At 48.8% G+C, this 24,643-nt stretch carries 15 protein-coding genes; 7 read left to right on the plus strand and 8 right to left on the minus strand.

What is annotated here, in order from left to right:
* Nucleotide 1: 1 nt before the first annotated feature.
* The 4 genes from H579_RS0108785 to H579_RS0108800 form a co-directional block, all read right to left on the minus strand.
* Nucleotides 2–781, minus strand: a complete 780-nt coding sequence (locus tag H579_RS0108785; protein ID WP_028300363.1) for a Na(+)-translocating NADH-quinone reductase subunit C — start codon at nt 779–781, stop codon at nt 2–4.
* Nucleotides 774–1,976, minus strand: coding sequence for an NADH:ubiquinone reductase (Na(+)-transporting) subunit B (locus H579_RS0108790; RefSeq protein ID WP_028300364.1), 1,203 nt, complete (start codon nt 1,974–1,976; stop codon nt 774–776). Before H579_RS0108790 ends, H579_RS0108785 begins: the two co-directional genes overlap by 8 nt.
* Nucleotides 1,976–3,328 (minus strand): Na(+)-translocating NADH-quinone reductase subunit A, encoded by a 1,353-nt coding sequence (locus H579_RS0108795; protein ID WP_028300365.1) that lies wholly within the window; start codon nt 3,326–3,328, stop codon nt 1,976–1,978. Before H579_RS0108795 ends, H579_RS0108790 begins: the two co-directional genes overlap by 1 nt.
* 482 nt (nt 3,329–3,810) lie before the next feature.
* Nucleotides 3,811–5,256: a glyceraldehyde-3-phosphate dehydrogenase gene (locus H579_RS0108800; RefSeq protein ID WP_028300366.1), complete on the minus strand. Its 1,446-nt coding sequence runs from the start codon at nt 5,254–5,256 to the stop codon at nt 3,811–3,813.
* Nucleotides 5,257–5,642: 386 nt separating this feature from the next.
* Here H579_RS0108800 and mfd point away from each other — a divergent pair, with 386 nt between their 5' ends.
* Both mfd and H579_RS0108810 read left to right on the plus strand, forming a co-directional pair.
* On the plus strand, nt 5,643–9,101 hold the full coding sequence (gene mfd, locus H579_RS0108805) for a transcription-repair coupling factor (RefSeq protein WP_028300367.1): 3,459 nt from the start codon (nt 5,643–5,645) through the stop codon (nt 9,099–9,101).
* 94 nt (nt 9,102–9,195) lie between these two features.
* Complete coding sequence (locus H579_RS0108810; RefSeq protein ID WP_028300368.1) at nt 9,196–9,915, plus strand: CsiV family protein; 720 nt, start codon at nt 9,196–9,198, stop codon at nt 9,913–9,915.
* Nucleotides 9,916–10,199: 284 nt separating this feature from the next.
* Here H579_RS0108810 and H579_RS0108820 read toward each other — a convergent pair whose 3' ends face one another.
* Together H579_RS0108820 and H579_RS24960 are read right to left on the minus strand one after the other, a co-directional pair.
* On the minus strand, nt 10,200–12,062 hold the full coding sequence (locus tag H579_RS0108820) for a methyl-accepting chemotaxis protein (protein WP_028300369.1): 1,863 nt from the start codon (nt 12,060–12,062) through the stop codon (nt 10,200–10,202).
* Nucleotides 12,063–12,380: 318 nt separating this feature from the next.
* On the minus strand, nt 12,381–13,757 hold the full coding sequence (locus H579_RS24960; RefSeq protein WP_036565853.1) for a solute carrier family 23 protein: 1,377 nt from the start codon (nt 13,755–13,757) through the stop codon (nt 12,381–12,383).
* A gap of 815 nt (nt 13,758–14,572) precedes the next feature.
* Here H579_RS24960 and H579_RS0108835 point away from each other — a divergent pair.
* From H579_RS0108835 to H579_RS27800, 4 genes are all read left to right on the plus strand, one after another.
* Nucleotides 14,573–14,839 carry a YfcL family protein gene (locus tag H579_RS0108835; RefSeq protein ID WP_028300371.1) on the plus strand — a complete coding sequence of 89 codons (267 nt, stop codon included), beginning with the start codon at nt 14,573–14,575 and terminating at the stop codon, nt 14,837–14,839.
* Nucleotides 14,840–14,879: 40 nt separating this feature from the next.
* Nucleotides 14,880–16,259, plus strand: a complete 1,380-nt coding sequence (gene ppnN, locus H579_RS0108840) for a nucleotide 5'-monophosphate nucleosidase PpnN (RefSeq protein WP_028300372.1) — start codon at nt 14,880–14,882, stop codon at nt 16,257–16,259.
* A gap of 96 nt (nt 16,260–16,355) precedes the next feature.
* On the plus strand, nt 16,356–16,613 hold the full coding sequence (locus tag H579_RS0108845; RefSeq protein ID WP_157834584.1) for a hypothetical protein: 258 nt from the start codon (nt 16,356–16,358) through the stop codon (nt 16,611–16,613).
* A 290-nt stretch (nt 16,614–16,903) separates the two neighbouring features.
* Nucleotides 16,904–20,557: a PAS domain-containing hybrid sensor histidine kinase/response regulator gene (locus H579_RS27800; RefSeq protein ID WP_051227469.1), complete on the plus strand. Its 3,654-nt coding sequence runs from the start codon at nt 16,904–16,906 to the stop codon at nt 20,555–20,557.
* Nucleotides 20,558–20,568: 11 nt separating this feature from the next.
* Here the strand turns inward: H579_RS27800 and cobD are convergent, their stop codons facing one another.
* Nucleotides 20,569–21,630: a threonine-phosphate decarboxylase CobD gene (gene cobD, locus H579_RS0108855; RefSeq protein ID WP_028300374.1), complete on the minus strand. Its 1,062-nt coding sequence runs from the start codon at nt 21,628–21,630 to the stop codon at nt 20,569–20,571.
* 97 nt (nt 21,631–21,727) lie between these two features.
* On the minus strand, nt 21,728–22,888 hold the full coding sequence (gene cbiB / locus H579_RS0108860; protein WP_051227470.1) for an adenosylcobinamide-phosphate synthase CbiB: 1,161 nt from the start codon (nt 22,886–22,888) through the stop codon (nt 21,728–21,730).
* A gap of 201 nt (nt 22,889–23,089) precedes the next feature.
* Here cbiB and H579_RS0108865 point away from each other — a divergent pair, with 201 nt between their 5' ends.
* Complete coding sequence (locus tag H579_RS0108865) at nt 23,090–24,577, plus strand: cobyric acid synthase (protein ID WP_028300376.1); 1,488 nt, start codon at nt 23,090–23,092, stop codon at nt 24,575–24,577.
* Nucleotides 24,578–24,643: the final 66 nt, after the last annotated feature.

Genomic DNA, 24,643 nt, shown 5'->3' on the forward strand with positions numbered 1-24,643 from the left:
TTTATACTCCTTCCTTACGAATTTTGCTTAGGTAAGGACCAAAGCCCTCACTACCTACCCAGTACTGAACCAGGTTGCTCACACCACGGCTGGTCAGAGTTGCACCGGACAGACCGTCAACTTTGTACTCAGCGCCGGCAGATGCAGGATCAACCGAGCCTTTAATTACATGAAGCTCTGGATTCATGCTGCCTTCAGCAAACACTTTCTTGCCAGGCCACAGTGCTTTCCACTTGGGGTTGTCTACTTCACCACCCAGACCCGGAGTTTCCGCGTGCTGGTAGAAGCCTAAACCGATCACAGTGTTAGCATCAGACTCAAGAGCCAAGAAGCCATGCAGGGTAGACCACAGGCCGTAACCACGTACAGGCAGGATGATGCGATCCAGTTTGCCTTCTTTTTCTACCAGGTAGACAGTGGCAAACTGCTCACGACGCTTAATACCGGCAATATCTTCACTGTTAGACAGTGCTTTAGACATCGCTGGATCTTTAGCCGCTTTCAGCTGATCGTAAGAGTTAGCATTAACCTCAGTAGTGTATTCGCCAGTATTCAGGTCGATTACACGGGGTTTGATCTGGGCAAACAGCTCATCAACACTCTTGCCCGGTTCTAACAGACCTGCAGCCGCCAGAATATTGGTCTTACGGTCCAGATCCTTGTTTGCAGCCTGCTGAGACTTCAGTGCAACCGCTGCGCCGGAAACAATCACGGAGCAGACGATACACAGCAGCAGAGCTACCGTTAGCGTCTTTTTGATGGAATCATTGCTACTAGACATTGCGCATCATTCTCCGTTTGATGTTGGCTTGAACCACGAAGTGGTCAATAAACGGTGAAAACAGGTTAGCAAACAGAATAGCCAGCATAATGCCTTCAGGGAATGCTGGGTTGATCACACGGATCATCACAGTCATTACACCGATCAGTGCACCAAACCAGAACTTACCGGTGTTGGTCATAGAGGCAGAGACTGGATCCGTTGCCATGAAGAACATACCGAAAGCGACACCACCCAGGGTCAGGTGCCAGTACCAAGGCATGGCAAACATTGGGTTAGTCTCAGAACCGATCATGTTCAGTAGAGTACTCATGGCGAACAAGCCAATCAGTACACCTGCAACGATACGCCAGGAAGCAATACGGGTTGCCAGCAGGAAGCCACCGCCGATCATAATCGCCAGTGTAGAGGTCTCACCCATGGAGCCCGGCATTACACCCAGGAAGGAATCCCACCAGGTCAGAGTCTCAGTCAGACCCGCCATGCCGTCAGCCGCAGCAACACCCAGTGCAGTGGCACCGGTGTAACCGTCTACCGCAGTCCATACTGCATCACCAGAGATTTGCGCTGGGTATGCGAAGTACAGGAAGGCACGACCTGCCAGAGCAGGGTTAAGGAAGTTCTTACCGGTACCGCCAAAGATCTCTTTAGCAACCACAACACCGAAGCTGATGCCCAGTGCAACTTGCCACAGAGGAATGGTTGGCGGTAGAGTCAGTGCGAACAGAATCGAGGTAACAAAGAAACCTTCGTTCACTTCGTGACCGCGCTTCATCGCGAACAGTACTTCCCAGAAACCACCCACAATAAAGGTGACCGCATAAACCGGCAGGAAGTACATCGCACCGTGGACCATATTGTCCCACAGGCTGGAAGGATCATAGCTTGAGAAAGCGGCGATAAACGCGTGACGCCAACCTTCTGCATCCACCATACCGGCTTCAGCCATTGCCATGTTCGCGTGGTAGCCCACATTCCACATACCAAAGAACATGGCAGGGAAAGTACACATCCACACAGTAATCATCATACGCTTCAGATCCGCACCGTCACGCACGTGAGCCGTGGTTTTAGCGGTGTGGTTTGGCGCATAAAAGATGGTGTCCACAGCTTCGTACAAGGCGTACCAGTTTTCGTACTTACCGCCTTTGTGGAAGTGTGGCTCCATGCTGTCAAGCATCTGACGCAGACCCATTAGTAACCCTCCTTCACGATATTGGTCAGGTTGTTACGTAGGATAGGACCGTACTCGTACTTACCTGGACATACGTAAGTACACAGAGCCAGATCTTCTTCGGCCAGCTCCAGACAACCCAGTTGCATTGCACTTTCGATATCACCCACAACCAGCGCACGCAGCAGCTGAGTTGGCAGGATATCCAGTGGCATAACACGCTCGTAAGAACCAACCGGTACCATGGCACGCTCGGAACCGTTGGTATTAGTTGTTGGCGCGTAATTGGTCAAACCCAACAGCTTGGATACGTAGATGTTCAGCATGGAGTGCTTGTTCTTACCAGGAGACATCCAACCCATGAACTCACGGTGGTTGCCTTCTTTCAGTACACTCACCTGGGTATCGTAACGACCCAGGAAGGAGAAAGCGCCTTCCGCCGTACGACCACCAAAGACTGAACCAGAGATCAGACGTACACTGGAGCGCTCGGTCACTTCACCGGAAGACAGATCTTCCAGGCTGGCACCGACACGGGTTCTCACCAGACGTGGATTTTTCGCTTCTGGACCAGCCAGAGCAACCACACGGTCAACGTTCAGTTCACCGTTCTGGAACAGAGAGCCTACGGCTACAACGTCCTGATAACCTATGGTCCAAACGGTCTTGGAGATGCTAACCGGATCCAGGTGGTGAATATGAGTGCCCGCCAGACCCGCTGGGTGTGGACCTTCAAACTCTTCTACCACAACAGAACCACCGGCCTGTGCTGGAATAGAAGCACCACCCGCTTTACAGACAAATACTTTGCCGTCAGTCAGCTTAGCCAGTACTTCCAGGCCTGCCTGAAAATCACTCTCCTGACCTTGCAGAATGACTGCAGGATCAGCCGCCAGCGGATTAGTATCCATTGCGGTTACAAAGATAGATTTAGGAGTTGAGCCCGGTGCAGGTACACGGCTAAAAGGACGTGTACGCAGTGCGGTCCACAGGCCTGATTCGATCAGGTTTTCCTGAACCTTGTCACGATCCAGTGCAGCCAGCTCGTGCTGACCGTACTTGGCAAACTGAACCTTCTCTTCCTGGTCAGCTACCTTGATCACAACAGACTGCAAAACACGACGCTCACCACGGTTAACGGCGATTACCTCACCGGCCGCTGGCGCTGTGTATTTTACACCTGGGGTCTTTTTATCGCTGAAGAGCTCTTGACCTAGTTTAACCTGGTCGCCGACACGCACTGCCATAGTAGGCTTCATACCTACATAGTCAGGGCCAACCACGGCAACCGAGCGCACAGGCTTAGCATTGTCAATGCTTTGCTTTGGCGCCCCGGCTAAAGGTAGATCAAGGCCACGTTTGATTGTAATCATACGTCTCGCCCAATCACTTAGTTATTATTTAGAAAATAAAACGAAATCCAACTCATGACGCAGTGCGCCACAAGCCAAAAAATCTTTTGCCACAGCCTTTTTGAAACTGTTTTTCGCGCATCCTGAGCCTGCCCACCCGGATCGCTCCCCAAAATCGCACATATTATAAAGACCTGATTACGGCATTGCCACTGACTACCGAGACATTTTGCCGCACTTATCAGCATGAAAAATAATCACCTGGCATTTAAGGGAATAAAATGGGGCTATCTTCTGAGAAAATCTGATATATCTCAAAAAAGTCTTAACTTTTTGCAAATAAAAAAAATTATAAAAAAAGCCCACATGACAAGCATATGGGCTTTATACAATCAGATTGCGCTCAGATCACTTACGCGAACGTCTTAGAGACAAATCGCTAATGCCTAACAGGCCTGCAAAAAATACCTGAAAGACATTAAGTAAAACGCTAAATATTCAGATTAACGCGCAGGAAAGTGCTGAAACTGAACATTAGAAATCTGTTGCAAAATACGAACAACCTGACAGCTGTAACCAAACTCGTTGTCATACCACACGTACAGAACAGCTTGCTTACCACTAACGATAGTCGCTTCACCATCGACGATACCCGCATGACGGTTACCCACGAAATCAGAAGAAACCACTTCAGGGGAACGCACGTAATCAATCTGCTTCTGCAGGCCAGAATGCAGAGATGTGTCACGCAGGTAATCGTTAATCTCTTCTACCGTCGTCTCTTTTTCCAGCGTCAGATTCAGGATCGCCATGGAAACGTTTGGCGTAGGAACACGGATCGCGTTACCCGTCAGCTTACCTTTCAGAGAAGGCAGCGCTTTAGCTGCTGCAGAAGCTGCACCCGTCTCAGTGATCACCATGTTCAGCGGCGCTGCACGACCACGACGTTTCGCTTTATGGAAGTTGTCGATCAGGTTCTGGTCGTTGGTGAACGCGTGAACGGTTTCAACGTGACCGTGTACCACACCGTACTTATCTTCAACCGCTTTCAGTACTGGTACGATAGCGTTGGTTGTACAAGATGCAGCAGACAGGATCTTGTCATCATCGCTGATGATATCACTATTGATACCGTGAACGATGTTTTTCAGATCGCCTTTACCCGGTGCTGTCAGCAGTACACGGGATGCACCATTACAAGCCAGGTGCTGACTCAGACCTGCTTCATCACGCCACATACCCGTGTTATCCACAACGATAGCGTCGTTGATACCGTAAGTAGTGTAGTCCACTTCAGCCGGGGAGTTTGCGTAGATCATCTGAACGTAGTTACCGTTGATGATCAGTGCTTTTGCATCTTCATCAACAGCAATAGTGCCCTGGAAAGAACCGTGTACAGAGTCACGACGCAGCAGGCTGGCACGCTTCTGCAGATCACCTTCTTTACCACCACGTACAACGATAGCACGCAGACGCAGCTTGTTACCGCCACCGGCTTTCTCAACCAGGATACGGGCCAGCAGACGACCAATACGACCGAAACCGTACAGCACAACGTCTTTATAACCGTCATCAGCACCGTCCTGGTGTTGATCAACAGCGCCTTCCAGCTCTTTGCGCAGGAAGGCTTCCAGATCACCACCTTCTGCTTTGAACTTAACAGCCAGCTTGCCGATATCAACGTGAGCAGGACCCAGGTTCAGACGAGCCATAGTCTCCAGAATAGGGTGAGTGTCTCGTACAGACAGCTCAGTGCCTTCTACCTGACGTACAAAGCGGTGATCCTTCATAATGCGAATCACAGACTGATTCACCATGGCACGGCCATACAATGACGTTACAACATTGTTTTTACGATACAGCTGACCAATCAGCGGAATCATTGCCTCTGCCAGAGCTTCACGCTCCTGCCAATCCTGGAAACAGTTATCAAGTACTTCTTGACTCACGGGCGGCCTCACTAAAAATAAATAATCTCAACCGAAAATGCGGGCGTATTATGAGAGCAGATGCACCAAGAGGCAAATTTTAAGCAACATTTTGCTGCCAAAGTCTATTTTATCTAACAAAATATCCGAAAAATCGCACTAATTTAGCTCTCTCTCATTCCAATAAATGCACAACAAAAGTCATGCACGCGCTATAACCCGGCTAAAGTCCATAATGCCTGACAATGATCCAAAATACCTGACCGATAACCAGGAAATAGTGTGATTGAGTGTAGATCAACTTTTGATTTACGCTTTATTTCATTAAGCCAGAGCTTTACATTAATCCTGCGCCCCTTAGACTTACGCCTGATTTTTTGTTTTTACAGGCAGCAACGGACAGGCATATGCAACTGCAGCTACAAAGCCAATCAATTCCGGTTAAACAGGGCGACATCCGCCATTGGGGCAATCTGCCCGGCAGTGCTCAGGCCCTGCTTATCAGTCAACTGACACAACAGCACTCAGGCCTGCTGTTTGTGGTGACCCACTCGCAGAATGAAGCTGAGCAACTCACGGAGCTTCTGGAATTTTTTCTGGATGCCAGCTGCCCAGTGTTGCGTATGCCAGACTGGGAAACCCTGCCCTACGACGCCTTCTCACCCCATCAGGATATTATCTCTGAGCGTCTGAAGGTGCTGTTTAAGCTGCCACAGCTAAAAAAAGGTATTCTGGTGGCCCCTGCATCCACCCTGATGCAGCGCCTGGCACCGGAAAGCTATATCAGTGGTTTTACTTTCCTACTGGAAACGGAACAAAAGTTTGATGCCCAGGCCATGAGCCGACAGTTGGAACAGGCCGGTTATCACTGCGTTGAGAATGTATACACTCACGGCGAATATGCGGTTCGCGGTTCCATTATGGACCTGTTCCCCATGGGGGCAGACAAGCCGATTCGCATCGATCTGTTTGATGATGAGATCGATACCCTGCGCACCTTTGACCCTGAAACTCAACGCTCGGAAGACAAGATCGACAATATCCGTATTCTGCCCGCTCAGGAGTATCCACTGGATAAAAACGGTATCGATCACTTCCGCATCAACTTCCAGGATCAATTTGATATCGACTTTCGCCAGTGCCCGCTTTATCAGGATGTTTCTAAAGGCATTCCCTCTCCGGGACTTGAATACTATCTGCCGCTGTTTTTTGATCAAACTGCAGACATCTTCAGCTATCTACCAGAAAACACCCTGTTAATCGCCAGCAGCGAACTGGAGATCTCAGCACAGAATTTCTGGGATGAGATTGAACGCCGTTACGAAGATCGTCGTTACGATATTCAGCGCCCGATTCTGGCACCGCGCCAGCTGTTCCTGCCCGTTGACGAGCTATTTGGTCGCCTGAAAGGCTTCCCGCGCATCCAATTGCACCAGGACATTGTTGATGAAGACAAAGCAGGCCGTATCAATCTGCCGTTTACCACGCCTGAAGCCTTACCTGTAGATGCCAAACAGAGTCAACCCCTGGCTAAATTACAGCAACATCTGAAAAATAGCAGTGATCGCATTCTATTTTGCGCAGAGTCCGCCGGTCGCCGCGAAGCACTGTTAGAACTGCTGGCGCGTATCGAAGTCCGCCCACAAACGTGTGATAGCTGGCAGGCGTTTGCTCAGTCTGATACCGAGCTGGCGATTACTGTCGCCCCTCTGCTGGAAGGCATTCACTGTCCAGATGCCAAAGTCGAGCTGATCAGTGAAAGCCAGCTGTTTGGTCAACGTGTATTCCAGAGTCGTCGCCGCCAAAAAGCCACCGATATTGGCGAATATACCGTTCGCAGCCTGACAGAACTACAGGAAGGTGCACCTGTGGTGCACATTGATCACGGCGTGGGTCGTTACCTCGGCCTGCAGGTAATCGAGGTGGATCAGCAAAAAGCGGAATTCCTGACCCTGGAATATGCCGATGGTGCGAAGCTTTATGTCCCCGTTAGCGCCCTGCACCTGATCTCCCGCTATTCCGGCGCCGGTGATGATAACGCGCCACTGCATAAACTGGGCTCTGATCAGTGGGATAAAGCCAAACGTAAAACAGCAGAGAAAATTCGCGATACCGCCGCCGAGCTGCTGGATATCTACGCCCGCCGTGCCGCCAGAAAAGGCTTTAGCCATGACATTCCAGATCAGTCCTATGAGGCCTTCGTAGCCGGTTTCCCCTTTGAGGAAACCCCTGATCAGATGGCCTCTATTAACGCTGTCATTCAGGATATGACCTCGGGCCAGCCTATGGATCGCGTGGTATGCGGCGATGTCGGTTTCGGCAAAACCGAAGTGGCAATGCGAGCCACCTTTATTGCCGTACAAAGCGGAAAACAGGTGGCTATTCTGGTGCCTACCACGCTACTGGCTCAGCAACACTTTGAAAACTTTCGTGATCGTTTTGCCGATTGGCCAGTACAAGTGGAAGTACTGTCACGTTTTAAATCCGCCAAAGAGCAGAAAGCCGTTCTGGAAAAACTGGAAAACGGTCAGGTGGATATCATTATCGGCACCCACAAGCTGCTGCAAAAGGATATGAGCTTCGATAATCTCGGTCTGTTGATTATCGATGAGGAGCACCGCTTCGGTGTCGGTCAAAAAGAGAAACTAAAATCCTTACGTTCAGAGATTGATATTCTCACCATGACCGCCACACCGATTCCCCGTACGCTCAATATGGCGATGTCCGGTATTCGTGATTTGTCGATTATCGCCACACCACCGGCCAAGCGCCTATCGGTAAAAACCTTTGTCCGACCATTTGATAAGGCCACCATTAAAGAAGCGATTCTGCGGGAGATTCTCCGTGGTGGTCAGCTCTATTTCCTACATAATGACCTAAAGACCATCGAAAACACTGCAGAAGATATACGTGTGCTGGTACCAGAAGCACGAGTCGGCGTTGCCCATGGTCAGATGCCAGAGCGCCAGCTGGAGCAGCTGATGTCTGATTTCTACCACAAACGCTTTAATGTACTGGTGTGCTCCACCATTATTGAAACCGGTATCGATATCCCCAGTGCCAATACCATTATTATTGAACGGGCCGATAAGTTTGGTCTGGCTCAGCTGCACCAGCTGCGTGGTCGTGTTGGTCGCTCACACCATCAGGCTTATGCTTATCTGCTGACACCGGAAGGTAAAAAGCTCACCAAAGACGCCGAAAAGCGTCTGGAGGCGATCTCTCAAGCGGAAGATCTGGGCGCAGGTTTTACCCTTGCCACCCACGATATGGAGATCCGTGGTGCCGGTGAACTGCTGGGTGAAGGCCAGAGCGGTCAGATGGAGCAGGTGGGTTACAGTCTCTATATGGAGATGCTGGACAAAGCGGTTCAGGCTATCAAGCAGGGCAAAACACCAGACCTGGATAAACCTCTGAATCAGGGCATTGAGGTAAACCTGCGTATACCGGCACTGATCCCTGAGGATTACCTACCCGATGTCCATAGCCGCCTGGTGATGTATAAACGTATCGCCAACGCCAAAGACGATACCGAGCTGAAAGAACTACAGGTCGAGATGATTGACCGCTTTGGCCTACTGCCGGAACCACTGAAAAACCTGTTTAATCAAACTCGTTTAAAGTTCCGCGCCGAAGAGATGGGTATTGTTCGTATCGACTGCAATGAGGAACGCGGTACACTGGAGTTTGCTCCGGAAACCCAGGTTGAACCCCTGACTATTGTAAAACTGATACAATCAGCGCCACAGCGTTATAAGCTGGACGGTGCTAACAAGCTGAAGTTTACCGATCTGATGAAAAAAGCGGATAGTCGTTTTAATGTGATTGATCGCTTATTACAACAATTAGCACCGGACAAAAGCTGATTTAGCAAAACAACAATATTGACCAGTCAAGGCTTAAGAAGCTCTAACATAATTAACTTGATAACCCTAGCGCCTGTAATGGCTGAAGAATCTTATGATAAACAAGTACTTTCGCTACATTTTGCTCTCTGGTCTGCTGGCCCTGACTCTGGCACCAAGCGCTCAGGCCAGTAATGAAGGACGACGCTACGTACTGGAAATGGTGGTTTTCTCCTATGAAACCAACTCCACAGGTGTAGCCGAAACCTGGCCGACCGACCTTCAAATCGAATTACCTGATCGCTATCTCGGCCTGCATCGTAAATCCAGCTTTAACAAGTCTCAGCTCAGTAAGATGCAGCCGGCCAATGAGAGTGATATGGGTCAATTGCCACTGAGCCGACAGCAAATTGATATGCTGCAGCAGGGCTATCTGCCAGAGTATTTCCTGCGTAGTAGCCGTCTATATACGCTGGGCAGTAAAAAACGCCGCTTAGAAAATCAGGATGATATCCGGATACTGTTCCATGAAGCCTGGCAGATGCCTGTATATGGTAAAAATAAGAATCGTACACTGCCTATCCGCATTCAAGGAGGCAAACAGGTCAATAACCGCTATGAACTGGATGGAACAATAACAGTATCTGTAGCTCGATATCTGCATATTGATACCAACTTGTTTTTATCCAAATTTCAGTCTGCTGAGGGAGAGCAGGTCCTGACTCAGGTGATCCCGATGCAGCAATCCCGTCGTATGCGCAGTAAAGAACTGCATTATATCGACCATCCGAAGTTCGGTATTCTGATCTACTTTACTCCTTTTCCTGGAGGCTAACTAAGGCTGCAGGCTAACGGAGGCTGGAGGCTGGAGGCTGGAGGCTGGAGGCTGGAGGCTGGAGGCTGGAGGCTGGAGGCTGGAGGCTGGAAAATAAGCATAAACCCCAGCCATAACAGGAAAGTCACTACTGACCATTAATAGTGGTGATTAGTTGCTGTGGACGCAGAAAGTGACGACGCGAAGTGCTTGCTGGAAGAAATCAGCGCTGCCTGACACGGAGAGAGGTGCATACTCGTCTCCGTATCTCTGGATGTCGTCTATCGACTTATAATGACAAGCAATCAGGTTTTAAACACCGACACAACCTGATTCAAACGACCGGCCTGAGCAGAGATCTCCTGACTGGCCGTTGAGTTTCTCTGAACCGATCCCGCCGCCTGATCAGTAATATCCCGAATACTGGACATATTCCGTCCCACTTCCTGAGCTACGCCACTTTGCTGCTCCACTGCGGCGGCCACTTGAGTTGCCATATTCAGTACTTCTTTGACATCGGCGGTAATGGCTAACAGTGCCTGCTCGGCTTCACCAGCCTGCTCACATCCCCGCTGACTATCGGAACACGACTCACGAATAACATGCACGATGTTCTTAGTCTGACTTTGCAGTTCAGCCACAATACTATCGATCTCCTGCGTCGCATTCTGTGTACGTCCTGCCAGCGCTCGAACCTCATCTGCGACGACAGCAAAACCACGCCCCTGCTCACCGGCTCTGGCCGCCTCAATGGCTGCATTCAAGGCCAGTAGATTGGTTTGCTCCGCAATCTCCTGAATAACAGAAAGCACTGAGCCGATCACATCACTTTGCCGGGATAGGACCTCCACCGACTCAACGGCACTTTCCAAACGTCCTGACAGCTCATGTATCTGCGTGATGGTACTCTGTACTTTTCTCTGACCAGACTCTGCAACCTGATGTGCCGTGCGCACCTTTTCCGCCGTCTGATCTGTATGCATAGCCACTTCTTCAATACTGGCGACCATCTCCGTCATGGCCGACGCCACTTGCTCGGTTTCAGATTTCTGTAACTCAATATCCTGCGCTGTCTTTCTGGCATCATCAGATAATGTTCCCGTCGTCCGGTTCATCGCCACAACCGCCTCATTGACCTGACAGATCACAGCCTGGAAACCTGATAGCATCGTATTCAGCGTTTGCGCCATCTCCGCCACTTCATCCCGTCCCTCGGCTTTCACGCGCAGATTCAGGTCTTTACTGGCATGAATATTAGCCTCCGCCTGCTGAATACTCTGAATCGGCAAAAAGATAGAACGACCGATAAACCAGGCGACGATAGAAGTGAGCAGTAACATCCCGGCGAACAAGGCACCGGACCACAGTTGAGCCCGATCCAGACGTTTCACTAAAAGAGACTCGACAGCAGCGATGCTCTTATCCAGCAGATCCTCACTGCTCTGTACCGTACTGCGCATCTGAACACGTAAACCTTCCTGGCTGTTCAATCCCAGAAACTGTGCCCCCTCCACATAGCCAGTAAATTTTGTCTGGTAAGTTTGTGCCAATGTCAGCAATGTTTGACGCTCGGTACTGGAAACAGACAACCCATTCAATTGCTGGGCTAAGCGCTGATACAGGCCATTAAACTTATCCAGGTACTTTATATCCAGTCGCAACATAAAGTCTTTTTCTGCCCGCCGCAGCTGTAACATCGTCACCAGAATGGCATCGGCGTCCAACTTTTTCAGCTCCGACTCAATACCATGCACGGCAGCACGCAGCTCACCGGTATAACCCGACTTATGATCCAACCCCATCTGTTCCGTGGCTTTGACGACTTGATGAAACAGCTCCTGATAGCGGGCAAAAGTCTGATTGAGGTCATCCAGCTCAGGCAGAGTCATATCGTAACTTTTCAACAACTGCTGGATACTGACCAAATTAGCGGTCATGCCCTGATAGGTTTGATCAAAACGCGCCTGGTACTTTAGATCTTGACGAGCCAGAAAGTCTTTTTCATGACGGCGCAGCTGCAACATATCCGCCTGTAAACGTAAGGTCAGTGCCTTTCCCTGGCTTAATTCTTTTACAGAAGATAACGTGTAAGAAAACAGAATGAACATTGCGGCCATCGCCGCAATAACCACTAACGCATTCAGCGTTAACTTATGTCTTATTAGCATGTGGGGGATTTCCTCATCATATTATGACTCTTGTGGTCATTCTCGATATAGGTCAAACATCAGCCTTTAGGAGCCTATTTTTTGAGCTGTTACTCAATACAAATTGTTACATTTTTATTACAGCACCACCACAAAAAACCGATACGGATATACTTTATATAGTCTAAAGCTAGACTATTTACTAATACGCTAAGCTCTCAACCCCCACCATCAAAAACGCAAAAAGCCTCTCAGTATCTCACCGAGAGGCTTTTCGTCAGTTTTCAGTTTTAAGAACAGTGTAATAACGAAATATTAACTGCCCTTTAGTGTATATAATCAGTCGACACTGGCTGCATTCTCTTCAACATGAATCGGCTCTTCCGGCTGAATATTTTTCTTCGCACGATACTCGATCAGGAAGTACAACACCAGACCAGTACCCAGGCCCCATGCAGCGCCGTGTACAGCCAGAACCACACCCATCAAGCCTGCTACCCCCATAGAGGTCGCGTTATCAATCTGCTCAACCGCTACCGCAATACACAGGTAACCCGTGATCAGCAGAGTGATCGACAGTGCAATCGGCAGTACCGGCTTAAACAGCGTGATCAGCGGCAGGACAAACAGTGCAATAAAACCTACGATCCAGAAGATACCTGCACCAGAATAGATGGTATCCATAGCACTACGACCATAGCGGTAGCGTTCTGCAATCGTTGCCATCGCCCCCGTAAACAGAGGACCGGCCAGACCTGGGTAAGGTGCAAAGAAAGAGTGCATCAGGTTACGCAGACCTGTCACCAGGTGTACACGGTCCACATCCACTTCGATCTTTTCATCCGGACGCAGGTGATCCACACGGCTCAGCAGACTCTGACCGACAATGATGTCACCGAAGGCGATGATATAAGCGATAATCGCCGTTGGAATCGCCGCAATCATCAGGTCAATACCCGGCATGCCGATGGTAAACGGCAGGTAATCCCAGATAGCTGTGAAGTTAGGACTGGAGATACCAAATTCCACTTCAGGCAGCTTGTACTCTCCAACACCCCAACCAATCGCCATTGCGATCAGCATGCCAGGAACCATACCATAACCGGCAATGGTCTTGGCCCAACGGTGTGTTTCAACCCAATCACGGAAAGACAGCGAGAAGAGTACAAACGCGGTAATCAGTGCCCCTAGACCCAAAGAGATCGGCGTATTGTAAGCACGGCCACCTTCACTGATCTCACCGGTAATTGCAGCAATACCCGCGCCCAGCAGAATACCCGCTTTGATCGAGTTAGGGATGGCGTTCACCAGCTTAGAGCCTAAACGGGTTACCCCCATAAACAGGAAGACCGCCGTTACCATTAGCTGCAGCGCAACCAGCGCCTTAATAGCATCCGGTCCCGGCTCAAAGCCACCAATAAACAACAACACGACAGGGATGGCTGGCGTGATCCAACCAGGCACAAAGGGCACACCTAACAGGTTAGGCAGCATAAAGCCGATACCACAGATTACTACATAAGCCAGCGCCACATCATAGGGCAGGCCCAGATATTTCTGCAGCAGAGGGATCATGGCCATACCGACCACAAACATCACCATGCCCTGAACAGTTTCAGCCAGCTCCCAGCGATAGTGAATAAAAGGAAGACGTATTTTAAATGGCCCGGCAGGCCAGTACGGATGTTCATCTCCGTGGTTGCGTTTCAATAGCACAGTCACACCTGTTAATTAAATTTATTGTTGCTAAGCGGCCAAACAAAAACACCTTGCTATAAACCGACGCCTCACTGCGACAGAACAGCAAAGGCTGAGATCACTTGTTTAGCGATGCATGACGAAGCGAATACCGGGCAACAGTGGCTGCAAGCTTTTACATCTGTTTTGCGTTTATGCCATGTTTGTCCAAGACGCACTTCACATAACCCCTGCCGTTTTATGATTATCGAGTTAGGCAGGCCGCTATGATGGCGTTGTTTTACTGCCTTTTCGCAAACGCAACATATTAGACCTTGGTCCGACAACAAAGTGACTTTAAAGTCATATATCACCAATTTAAATCAATGACTTAGAGGTCACATTTCAACCTACCAGACGGAAGGCCAGCAACTGCAAGGGCTCAGGCATTTTTGAACAAACGTTTGAATTATTTTTTTGATCTAAATTGCAGAAAAAACACCCTAATACCAATGTATAAGCATAACTCTTCAGTTTATAAGAAGTGACTAACAAGTCATTAAAAACAATCAGTTGCAGAGCTTTTACTTCATCATAGCAGCGCAATCTCGAGGTAATACCTGAGCAATATCTCCGCCATAAATCCGCCATAAACCTGTCATACAAGCAAGAGCAGAAAAGTCAGCTACATGCCCGAAAAAAACAGCGCCTGAATGACACCGCTCAGACGAATCCCTGCCCCCCTCGGATACCCAACAGCCACAAAAACACCATTCAGGCTTTTTTCTGTCGCAGCTGGTGTTATGCTTATGTCATAGACACCTATTAATATCTTAAGAAACAGAGAGTTATAAATGGACAGCTTCAGTGCTCGTGCTGACCAACTATCCGATACACTGCGCCAGATGGAACACAATGCTGGCGATGATCAACTATTTGCACTGGGATATATCATCCCCCAGTTAACTCTGGTAGCCGAATACGTTGAACCGGAAGATGATTTTGATGTGTGCTTTACCCGTTGGTTACATCAAGTCTTTGATGATGACCAGATGGCTGAGGAAGATCGCCAACAGATATTAGAGCTTTGGCAACAGGCGATCACACTAGCCGACCAGTAAATCACAACCGGTTCTCGGCTCCAGGGATAAGGAGTACAACATGACAAATACAAACCTAGGTATCGATACTGTCGTCTCCCCGGAAGGCAGTCTGGAAGTTTTATCGCAAAGCGAAGTGAACCGCTTAAAGTCCACTTCAGAAAACGGTCAGTATGAACTGTTGCGCGGTTGTGCACTCGCAGTTCTGAACTGCGGCAGCCATACCGATGACAGCAAAGCGATTCTGGAACAGAACCGAAACTTCGATATCGAAGTACTGCAGCAAGATCGTGGCGTTAAGCTGAAACTCACTCAAGCACCCGCCAGTGCCTTTGTTGAAGGCCAGATGATTCGTGGTATTCGTGAACACCTCTCCTCGGTTTTGCGGGATATTGTTTATGTCAGCAATGAAATTGAACATAACGACCGCTTTGATCTGCAGGACTCTGAAGGTATTACTAATGCCATCTTTCATATTCTGCGTAACTCGGGCACGTTAAGAGCCAATGAAAAGCCCAGTATCGTCGTCTGCTGGGGTGGACACTCTATCAGCCGGGAAGAGTACAACTACACCAAAGAAGCGGGCCATGAGATGGGACTGCGCAGACTGAATATCTGCACCGGCTGCGGTCCAGGCGCTATGAAGGGTCCAATGAAAGGCGCTAATCTGGCTCATGCCAAACAGCGCATTCTCGATGGCCGTTATCTGGGAATCTCAGAACCGGGGATTATCGCGGCTGAGTCACCCAACCCTATCGTCAATGAATTGGTCATCATGCCCGATATCGAAAAGCGTCTGGAAGCCTTTGTGCGTACCGGTCACGGTATTGTGGTCTTCCCAGGCGGCGCCGGCACTGCAGAAGAGATTCTTTACCTGTTGGGCATTCTGCTCAATCCACAGAATGATGACCAACCCTTCCCGGTGATTTTTACCGGGCCTGCCAGTAGTGCAGAATACTGGCAACAACTGGATCAGTTTATCGGCCTGACTCTGGGGGCTAAAGCTCAGAAACGCTACCGTATTATTATTGATGATCCAAAACAGGTAGCTCGTGAGATGACTGCAGGCATTCAGCGGGTTGAAGAGTTTCGCAGGGCCAATCATGACTCCTTCTATTTTAACTGGCGCTTAAAGATCAGCCCTGAATTCCAGCAACCTTTTGACCCCAGCCACGAAAATATGGCGACATTGGATATAAATTTAAATCAAGAAACTCATAAACTTGCCGCTAACTTACGCAGGGTTTTTTCTGGAATTGTTGCCGGTAATGTCAAAGCGACAGGCATTACTGCCATTGAGCAATTAGGCCCCTTCCAGATCAATGGTGCAAAAGAAATCATGCAACCACTTGACTCTCTGTTACAATCGTTTGTTCAACAGCAGAGGATGAAACTGCCTGGAAGTAAGTATAATCCCTGTTATGAGATTGCTCAGCAGTGATCAGGGCTGTATATACACCTGTTGAGTGCTAAGAATTAGAAGGATCATATGGCTACCGCGCAGTAGCCATTTGTATTGGGGTCATCAATGGCAGATATGAACAAGCTGAAGCAAGATGCGCTTCGGCGAAAACAAGAGTTTGAAGATAAACAAAGGGCAGCAGAGTTCCGTAAGCAAAGGGACAGAAGCGTCAAGTCAGGCAGGAAAAAACGTGAACAAGCTGCTGCTGCCGCAAAACAAAAACAAGGGATGCAGAAGAAAAAGCCTAAAAAGAGTCCAGCCCGTTGGATGGTCGATATTCTGCTTGTGCTGGGTGCAATGCTTGTGCTGATTATGCTGTTTAACCCCTACTGATCGTTTATCTTCTCTGCCAGACATTGTTGGATAGCAAGCGGTTATCCAACAATGCCTGACTTTTTCTGTACTCACTATGACAAGTTTAGCGCCTACACTTATTCAGTAAGGGAGCTTATTTGCGTCTAATGAAAGTCGATCGAGTAAATTCGTATATTCCTAATCCATAATCCTATATACCAATACAATGAACTGAATCAAAATAATAAGAAAGTAGCTACAGAATAGGTCCCTAAGTCCTATTAATTCACCTATTCTGATACGATGTCCGGCGTGACCAAGGGTTCAGCATGGTGCCATTTGACTTATTACTTGCCTCACTAACAGGCTTTCTGGCCTGCGGCCTGATCTTCGTTATCAAAAGCCGGTTCAAGAACACGCCGCCAACTGACAACGAGCAAGAGATCCATCTTCGGTCTATCCTCGATACAACCGTTGATGGCATCATATGTATTGACCAACAAGGCATTATTATTCGCTTTAACCCCTCAGCTGAGCGCTTGTTTGGTTATTCCAGTCAGGAAGTGATAGGCACCAACATCTCTATGCTGATGCCCGAACCCTACCGCAGCCAACATGATGGCTTTCTGAAAAATCATCTAAATAAACGCAGTGAAACAGATGCATCCAGCCGCGCTGTAGGTTTAGGTCGAGAAGTAGTGGGACTCAAAAAAACAGGGGAAACCTTTCCCTTGTATCTGGCCGTAAGTGAGGTCATCACCGAGCAGAAAATTTTCTATACCGGTATCGTCAGGGATCTGACAGAAGAAAAGCGCAACAAGCATGCCCTGCAGGAAAAAACCGATTACTTTAACGCCCTGATCAATAACTCCTCAGAGTTACTGGCAATACTCGACTTGGAAGGCAGGGTTATCGTTGCTAACCAGATTGCACTGAATATCGCCCAGCAAAGCCTGGAGAATTTGAAAGATACCTATTTCTGGCAAGGGCCTTGGTGGCAACACGACCACAAACAGCAGCTTAGGGTCAAACAGGCTCTGGATAAAGCTGCAAAAGGTATCAGCTCCCATTTTGAAGTTACCCATAAAGATCAACTGGGCCGAACGCTTTACATCGACTTCAAACTCACACCTATTTTCAATAACCAAGGCAAGGTTACTTTGCTGTTACCGGAAGGTACGGATATCACACAGCTAAAAGAAGCTGAAGGTAAACTGTTTCATGCCCTGGATGAACAAGATGCGATTCTGAACAGCCAACCCAGTGGCGTCATCAAACTCAGTGCAGGTGGCACCTTGCTGTACGCCAATCAGGGTTTTAGGGACCTCTATGACTTCCCCGCCACACTGGTTCAGGCTGGTCGTCCTATTCGGGATATTTTTCACTTTATGGCTAACAGGGGAGACTTAGGAGCAGGGGAAGAAGATCGCTTGGTCGAACAGGCACTAGCCAATCTGGAACAGCATAAGAACTCCAGCTACCAGCGCAGCCTGGCAAATGGTCGGGTATTGGAGATATTCTGCAATGAAATCTCTGATAAGGGCAGGATTTTGACTATTGTCGATATCACCCAAAAAAATCAGGCCCAGAAGCAGATGTTTTCCCTGATGGAGTCCAGTCCTGTCGGTGCCGCAGTCGTCAGAGAGAATGGTGAACTGGCCTACTGTAACCAAGCCTTACTTGATCTACTCAGTTATTCTTCAGAAGAGCTGCTAGGGCACAAAGCAGTCAACCTGTTTACTGACAGCTGCGATCTTTCTGATCTGATGCAGCGCCTGGAAGACAGTGATCAACGGCTCGATATCGATACCAAACTCAAAACCCGTGACGGCACTCAGCTTTGGGGAGAGCTATCGATTTATAAAACTGAGTATGATGATAAACCGGCCTATTTTGCCTGGCTATATGATATTACTCAGCGCAAAGAAGCCGAACAGACTCTTGCACAGGCAAAAGAAGCTGCCGATAACGCCAATCAGATGAAGAGTGATTTCCTGGCCAATATGAGCCATGAGATCCGTACGCCAATGAATGCCATCATAGGTTTAAGCCAGCTGGCCTACGAGAGCGATCCCGACTCAATCCAGGCTAACTACCTGGATACAATTCATCAGTCAGCCAAAGGCCTGTTGGGTATTATTAATGATATTCTCGATTTCTCGAAAATCGAAGCCGGTAAGTTAGATATTGAAGCATCTCCCTTTGATCTGGATGAGGTGATCGAATATCTGGCCCGTTTGCTCAGTTTAAAAGCTGACGAGAAAGGCCTGGAACTATTGTTTTCTTTCCCTACCGATATCCCACGTTTGTTGATTGGCGATTCTCTGCGCCTGAGCCAAATTCTACTCAACCTCTGTACCAATGCGATTAAGTTTACCGACTATGGCGAAGTGCTGGTCCAATCCAAAGTAGAAATGATTGATTCAGATAATATTCTTTTGCATTTTGAAGTGAAGGATACAGGCATTGGCATGTCACAAGAGCAGATTAACGGCTTGTTTAAACCCTTTACTCAAGCGGATGCCTCCACTACCCGTCGCTTTGGAGGTACAGGTCTGGGGCTGGCCATATCCAAACATTTAGTTGAACGGATGGGCGGCCAGCTCAATGTGACCAGCCAGCCAGGTCTGGGCAGCTGCTTTCATTTCAGTATTCAATGCCAGAAACAGCCCGATAGCCAACAGAAAAACATGTTGCTGAAGGATGTGAATAATCTGAGAGTACTGGTGGCCGACGACAATCAACATGCCAGAGAAATTACCGGTTCGATAATCACTAGTTTTGGTTTTCAGGTGGACTATGCCCACAATGGCAGCCAGGCTCTCTCAATGCTGACCCAGTCTGATCCCTGCTATGATCTAGCGGTGATCGACTGGCAGATGCCTGACCTGGAAGGGACTGAACTAATTCAGCGCTACCAGGAAACACCCCAGGAAAAACATACCCTTTGTATTCTGGTCACCGCCCATGGTCGCCACTCTTTTGGCTGGTTGCGCAAACAACCCGGTGTTGCAGATTTGATTCTAAAACCCATTAATGCGTCCCTACTCTTGGACAGCATGGCAAACCTTCTTGGTGCCGGTCGGATTTATCACACCAACAAGCAAAGCCATATTCAGGATTACTGCCAACAGCTGACCCAAATTGCAGGGGCCCGTGTGCTTGTTGCAGAAGATAATCTGATCAATCAGCAAGTGGCTCAGGAATTACTCGAAAAGCGAGGGATGCGGGTCACCCTGGCTAACAATGGCTGGGAAGCGATTGAGTACCTAAAGGAAGAAACCTTTGATCTGATGCTATGTGATATTCAGATGCCCATTATGGATGGCTATCAGGCTACCGCGCAGATTCGGCAGCAATTAGCCCTGACAGAGCTTCCCATAGTCGCCATGACTGCTAATGCTATGACAGGTGATAAAGAACGCTGTCTGAAAGCAGGTATGAATGAGCATATAAGCAAACCTGTAGACCCGGATATTCTAACGGAAAGCCTGATCCGCTGGATAAAACCCCGCGCCGGAGTTCATCCTGCTATTCAACAAGATACGCCACCTTCAAAAGCCAGTACAGCTATCGATTGCGAGATCAACGGAGTTGAAAAAAGCACAACCGAACGACCAGGTATACAGGGCTGGCTGGCCGATATTCCGGGCTGTAATCTGGCACAGGCATTACACAAATTAAATGATGACCCTGAGTTGATGGAGGATCTCTTACAGGACTTTCTCATCAATTATCATGATGTACTGCCAACGTTGCAAAATATTCTGGACACTATGCCAGATGCAGAACATAGCCTGCGCTTGATCCATACACTAAAGGGGCTGATGGGAACCTTTGCCTTTACCGAAGCCGAAGCTGCAGCGATTGAGTTAGAACAGGCCATGAAAGCAGATAACAGTGCTGCCAGCCAACAAGCCTATCAGGCCCTGCATAAGGCGTTGGCCCCAATACAAGAGTATCTGTTACAACATCTGTCCTAGCAGCACAGGTCTTATAACCATAATCTTCTCTTTAAGCTTTGGTTTAAGCTCTGATCTAATGCCTGTACTAAACGTCCTAGCGCCTGAGGGTTATCTGCCAGGCCAAAGCGCAGCCAGGAGCTTTGAGAAAAGTATCTCACCCAGATTCCCTGCTGCGCCAGTTGTTGTTGCAATTGATAAGCAGCAGGATGATAACAAGTGTAAAACAATGGGGTATAACCTATAGACCTGCCCTGTGGCTCAAACAACCTATCCAGTTGCAACCTCTGCTGATTCATATGCAGGCTTAGCGTTGCCCTTGCACGATAGTGCCACTCCCGGTCCAGTAACAATTGTTGTGTCAGATAAGCGCTGACACCGTTCATATGCCAGGGTCCTAATCCCTGACGAATTGTGTCCAGCAACGCTTGCTGACATAAAACAAAACCACTGCGAATACCGGCCAGACCAAAAAACTTTCCAATTGAACGTAGCACAATCAGCCCATCTAGCTGAGCCTTTACCGTTAAAGAACTCTCAGCCTGATCCTGCTCTGATAAAGCATCCATAAAGGCTTCATCCACAATTAACCAGCCATTACGGCTCGCCAATCTCTGTTGCAGTGTGAGTAGACGCGCTTGAGGATATCGCTGCCCACCAGGATTATTGGGATTAATCACAACAACGACATCATACGTCTCTGCCGCTTGCTCCAACTCATCATCACAGTAAGTCATCACCTTGTGACCGGCTTTTAACCAGCACCAGGCGTGCTCCTGATACCCGACCTCAGGCACAGCAACACAAGCGTTCTGCCTTAATTTAGGCAAGAGCTCAATAATCTGTTGGGAACCACTGACCGGCCAAAGCGATTCCTGCTGATAATACTCAGCCGCAGCGGTCAGCAGAGCAGAGTAGTCTTCAGGCAGGCGAGTGAAACAGTCTATGGGAATCTGCGGGATTGGCCAGGGTTGAGGGTTTAATCCTGCCGATAGGTCTAACCAATCATCCGGGGAAATATCGCTGTGCAGAGCTTTTGCCCGTGCCAGATCACCACCGTGTTGTGGTGGTGACTGCCAGTTAAGTGTTTTCATTCAGTTATTTCATTAAAGGATTATCACAGTGGCTTGCTTATTCAGGGCTCTATTAGGTTTTATCAGAAGCTTGATAAAAAAACTTGATGATAAAACATTATAAATAGAGCACCCAATATATGACTGCGACACCACTCAGTACACATAACCAGATCCATTGGCTTCTCAGTAGCAGCTGTACCGTACGCTGAATATCATTGGCTTCAGGGGCTCGACTGACACCTAAAGCTGGACGCTCTTTCCATTGACCATGGTAATTATCACCGCCACCTAAAATGACTTTCAGTGCACCAGCACCCGCCGCCATCACAGGGCCTGCATTAGGGCTTTCCCACTGTCCGCCCTGATACTGCCAACAGCGAATACCCCAGTGCCAACTGCCACAACAGCAATAAACCATCGCCGTTAATCGAGCAGGAATATAGTTCAGCACATCATCCAAACGTGCCGCAGCCCAACCAAAATGCAACATGCGTGGAGTCTTATAACCCCACATGGCATCCAGAGTATTAGCCAAACGATAGAGCACGACACCAGGCGCACCGGCCAGGGCAAACCAGAACAGAGGAGCAAAAATAGCATCACTGCCATTTTCCAGACCGGATTCAATGGCAGCACGGGAGACACGATGGGCATCCATATCAGAGGTATCACGACTGACAATCCAACCCACCTTCTCTCTTGCCTGCTGTAAATCACCATTCTGCAGTGGTTGATAGATCCACTGTAAGTGCTCTGCCAAACTGCGGGCGCCCAGGGCAAAATACAGACATAGAGCATTTACCGCTAATAGCACAAGAAACAGGATCAACTGCGTTAGTATCGGCCATGTTAGTATCGGCCATAAGCCCTGTGCTTGCGCCTGGCTCATCTCTGTTGCTAAATCACTCGGCAGAAACAGATCAAAAACAGCCACCGGAGCAGAGAAATAAAACAAGACGCTAGGCAGAGGCAATACCAACAGACACCAACTGATTAAGCCAAGTAAACGATTGGCCCATTTATCCTCGGCATCAGCTGCATCGCTATTCACTTCACTGCAACCAGCCTTATCGCTATGCACCTCATGACTATGTCCACTGTCGCTATCCTTGCGGGCCTTTTGAGCAGAAGCAGGATTTTGTCTTAACTCTAACCAACTGGCCAGATGACCAAACCCCACCAAAGGGTGAAGACGGGAAGGTTCACCCCATAAACGATCCAGGCACCAGCCTAGCCACAACGCCATCACAATAATTTCCGGAGAGAAAAACAACATAGCCTTGAGTATCCTTTAGGGTTTAACCCAATTCTGTCTGATCAGGGTTTTATCTTGGTTAGACGGGTCTGTCCGGCTTGCATTACGGCAAACACCGGAGCTGATAAATAAGCGATTGGCTGAGGTTGTCCCGCTACAAAGCAGGTATTATAACTTCAGTCGTAGAAACCCACTAATGAGTTGTATCTAAAGGATTTTTCAATGCATTCAGCCACACTGATGATTCAAGGCACCACCTCAGATGCCGGAAAAAGCGCTGTTGTCACTGGCCTGTGTCGCCTACTGGCCCGCAAAGGCATCAGTGTTGTTCCTTTTAAACCACAAAACATGGCACTCAACAGTGCGGTTACTGTAGATGGCGGTGAGATTGGTCGCGCCCAGGCAGCCCAGGCCCAGGCCTGTTATCTCAAGCCTCATACGGATATGAACCCTGTATTACTGAAGCCTAACTCAGACACCGGGGCTCAGGTGATTATTCAGGGCAAGGCGGTGACCAATATGAACGCCAGGGTGTACCACGACTATAAAAAAGTGGCGATGGACGCGGTACTGGATAGCTACCAGCGTCTGCAGCAGCAATATCAGGTGATTTTGGTAGAAGGTGCAGGCAGCCCGGCAGAGATCAATCTAAGAGACCGTGACATCGCCAATATGGGTTTTGCTGAAGCGGTGGATTGCCCGGTATTAATCGTGGCAGATATCGATAAAGGCGGAGTTTTTGCCCATCTGGTCGGCACTCTGGATCTGCTGTCAGCCAGCGAGCAGGAACGCACTAAGGGCTTTATTATCAATCGCTTTCGTGGCGATATCTCCCTACTGCAACCGGGTAACGATTGGCTGGAGCAGCGCACCAAAAAACCTGTGCTGTCTGTTCTGCCCTATCTCCACGGTTTATGCCTGGAAGCCGAGGACGGTGTTAATCAAGCCCCGGATCAAGCCCAGGAAAAAGACAACCTGCGCGTGGTCGTCCCTGTTTTCCCCCGCATCAGTAATCACACCGATTTTGATCCCCTGCGTCAACACCCCCAAGTGGATTTTCACTTTGTGCCCTCAGATCAAACGCCACCACCGGCAGACTTGGTAATACTTCCCGGCAGTAAAAGTGTACAGGCCGATCTAAACTGGCTACGTCAGCAAGGCTGGGAAGGTTACCTACAAAAACACCTGCGTTATGGCGGTAAGCTGTTGGGTATTTGCGGTGGCTGGCAGATGCTGGGCCAATGGTTACATGACCCGGAAGGGATCGAGGGCGAAGCGAAAAGTGTTCCAGGCTTGGGTTATCTGGAAACTGAAACCACACTGGAAAAAGAGAAGCAGCTGAAAAACACTCAGGGCAGTCTACTGCTGGATCCGGCACTGAATATTCCTGTCAGTGGTTATGAGATCCATGCCGGTGTTACCACAGGTTCAGCCTTAAGCCAACCTTTAGTCAAGCTCACCTCCGGCCCTGATGGTGCTATTTCAGAGGACAAACAGATTGCCGGTTGTTATCTGCATGGCCTGTTTGATCAGCCCGAGGCCTGCCAGGCACTGCTGCAATGGGCCGGGTTAGAGCAAGCCAAAACATTTGATATTCATGCCCTTTATGATCAATCCATTGACCGTATAGCCGATGCCATCGAACAACATATGGATATGGCTGCATTGGAGAGGTTACTGAACTTATCCAAGGGTCAGCTGCAAGCTTAGACCTTTTTTCTTTGCTTTAACGCGCTTTTTATCTTAATAAACTTATCTCTGAGCTGCCGATGAAAG

The organism is Oceanospirillum beijerinckii DSM 7166, assembly GCF_000422425.1.
GTDB lineage: Bacteria > Pseudomonadota > Gammaproteobacteria > Pseudomonadales > Halomonadaceae > Oceanospirillum > Oceanospirillum beijerinckii.